This window comes from Streptomyces sp. NPDC054847, assembly GCF_053610925.1.
In genome coordinates this window covers 1-2,345 of record NZ_JBSGZJ010000686.1, presented here as the reverse complement: position 1 = coordinate 2,345, position 2,345 = coordinate 1, and the positions used below count along the sequence as shown (strand labels likewise).

2 protein-coding genes are annotated in these 2,345 nt (G+C 68.9%); both read right to left on the bottom strand.

Going from position 1 to position 2,345, the window contains the following annotated elements:
• Positions 1 to 331 precede the first annotated feature (331 nt).
• Positions 332 to 793: a MaoC family dehydratase gene (locus ACWGH4_RS34215; protein ID WP_453467699.1), complete on the bottom strand. Its 462-nt coding sequence runs from the start codon at positions 791 to 793 to the stop codon at positions 332 to 334.
• A 20-nt stretch (positions 794 to 813) separates the two neighbouring features.
• Positions 814 to 2,166, bottom strand: a complete 1,353-nt coding sequence (locus tag ACWGH4_RS34210; RefSeq protein ID WP_453467697.1) for an MFS transporter — start codon at positions 2,164 to 2,166, stop codon at positions 814 to 816.
• Positions 2,167 to 2,345 lie beyond the last annotated feature (179 nt).

Here is a 2,345-nt window from a genome sequence, read left to right as displayed (position 1 = left end):
GATCCAGCCCGTCGGCGGAGACACTCCGGCCCTGCCGGGCAGGTCCGGTCCCGATGAGGGTCCCTTCCCGATGAGGGTCCCTTCCCACGCCCGCCGGGCGTAGGGGAGTTTGAGCCGCGCGGCACCGGGTGGAGCCTCGCGTACCGGGTTCCGGGGCTGGCCGGTTCGGGAAGTGCCGGGTCCCCGCACGGCCGGGTCCGGGAAGTGCGGGGTCCCCGCACGGCCGTGTCCCGGGCTCGCCCCGGTTCAGGACGTGGCGGGTCCCTACGGCAGCCAGGCCGTAGGGGAGGGGGGAACGGCCCTGCGCAGCGGCACCACCCGCACCCCCCCGTCAGGAATAGAAGTGCGTCAGCGACTCCGCCACGCACACCGGCTTCGGCGAGCCCTCACGTTCGAACGTGAACGCCCGCGTCATGCCGACCCCGCCGCGTTTGACCGGGACCACCGAGGTGACCGTCGCGTGGAGGCGGACCCGGCTGCCAACCGGGACGGGGGAGGGGAAGCGGACTTTGTTGACGCCGTAGTTGAGCGCCATGCCCACTCCCGTGACCTGGAGCAGTTCGGCGAACATCGGGATGCCCCAGCTGAGGACCATGTACCCGTGGGCGATGGTGCCGCCGTGGGGGCCGCGCGCCGCGCGCTCGGTGTCCGTGTGGATCCACTGGTGGTCGCCGGAGACGGCGGCGAACATGTCGATCAGGTCCTGGGTGACCTCCCGCCACCGCGAGTGGCCGAGGTCCCGGCCGGTCAGTTCGCTGATCCCGGGGATGCCGTCGACGATGAGGGGGGCCATGGTGTCTACCGCCTTCCCGCTCAGACCGTCGTGGTGACGGCGGCGTTCGTGCCCGGCGCGGGCTGTGCCGCCGGTTCGTCAGCGAGTTCGTCGTGGTTGGGGCGGCGCAGGATCAGCACCATGCAGCCGAGGGTGAGCAGCACCTGGAAGACCGCGTAGAAGATGACCGCCGTGATCGAGCCGGTCCAGTTCAGCAGGGACTGGCCGACGATCGGGGTGGTGCCGCCGAGGATCGTCCCGCAGAGCTGGTAGCAGAGGGAGATGCCGGTGTAGCGGACGTTCGCGGGGAAACGGCTCGCGAGCATTCCGGCGAGGGCCGCGTAGTAGAGGCAGTGCGGGATCGTGGCGACGGAGACGCCGATCATCGCGAGGGTGTAGTTCTCGGTGCTGATGAGGACGAACATCAGCGGCAGGAGGACGATCTCGGGGAGCAGCATCACGCAGACCGCGCGGGTCATGCTCTTCATCCGCGTGGCCAGCACGGCGCCGAAGGGCTGCACCAGAACCTGGACCACGTTGGCGACCAGGATGATCGTGAGGAACGAGCTGCGGTCGAAGTCCAGGCTGCTGGTGGCCCAGGAGAGGGCGAACGTCGACTTGAAGTAGGTGGCGGAGAGCCCGATCGTGCAGGCGCCGATGCCGAGCAGGATCAGCGTCGGCTGGGTGCGCAGCACTTCGGTGAGCGGCAGCTTGGAGACGTTCTTGGTCTTTATGGCCTTGGCCATCGCCGGCGACTCGGCGACCCGCATCCGTACGAAAAGGCCGACGAAGACGAGGACCGCGGAGGCGAGGAAGGGGATGCGCCATCCCCAGGAGACGAAGTCGTCGTTCGGGAGCTGACTGATCGCCAGGAAGCTGACGGTGCTCAGGGTGTTGCCCACGGGGGAGCCCTGCTGGGCGAAGGCGCCGTAGAGGATGGACTTGCCCTTGGGGGCGTGCTCGGAGGCGATCAGCACGGAGCCGCCCCACTCGCCGCCGAGTCCGATGCCCTGCACCATGCGGATGCACACCAGCAGGATCGGGGCCGCGACGCCGATCGACGAGTAGCCGGGCAGCAGACCGATGAGGGTCGTGGCGATGCCCATCATCAGCAGGGTGATGACGAGGGTCTTCTTACGGCCGAGCCGGTCGCCGAAGTGCCCGAAGATGATGCCGCCGAGCGGACGGGCGAGGAAGCCCACCCAGAACGTCGCGAACGCGACCAGCGTGCCCAACGGGCCTTCGAGCTCGGGGAAGAAGACCTCGTCGAAGACGAGGGCCGCGGCCGTTCCGTAGATGTAGAAGTCGAACCATTCGATCGTGGAGCCTATGAAGGCTCCCAGCCCCGCGCGGTTGGCGGTTCTCTTCTGCTCGCGTGCGGTGGACGCACTCATGCTGCGGCTCCCAGGGGACAGTGATCAGGGGGAGCGGGAGGGGGCGCCGTCCCGGCGTGTGGGGCCTCCCGTCGTGACGGGCGTAACGCTGCCAGTCGGGACCCAGACGGGTCCAATACCGAATAGCTGCCGCAGTGAGAGGCTCCGCGTCTGGATCGGTCGACCGGAACGCATCGTTC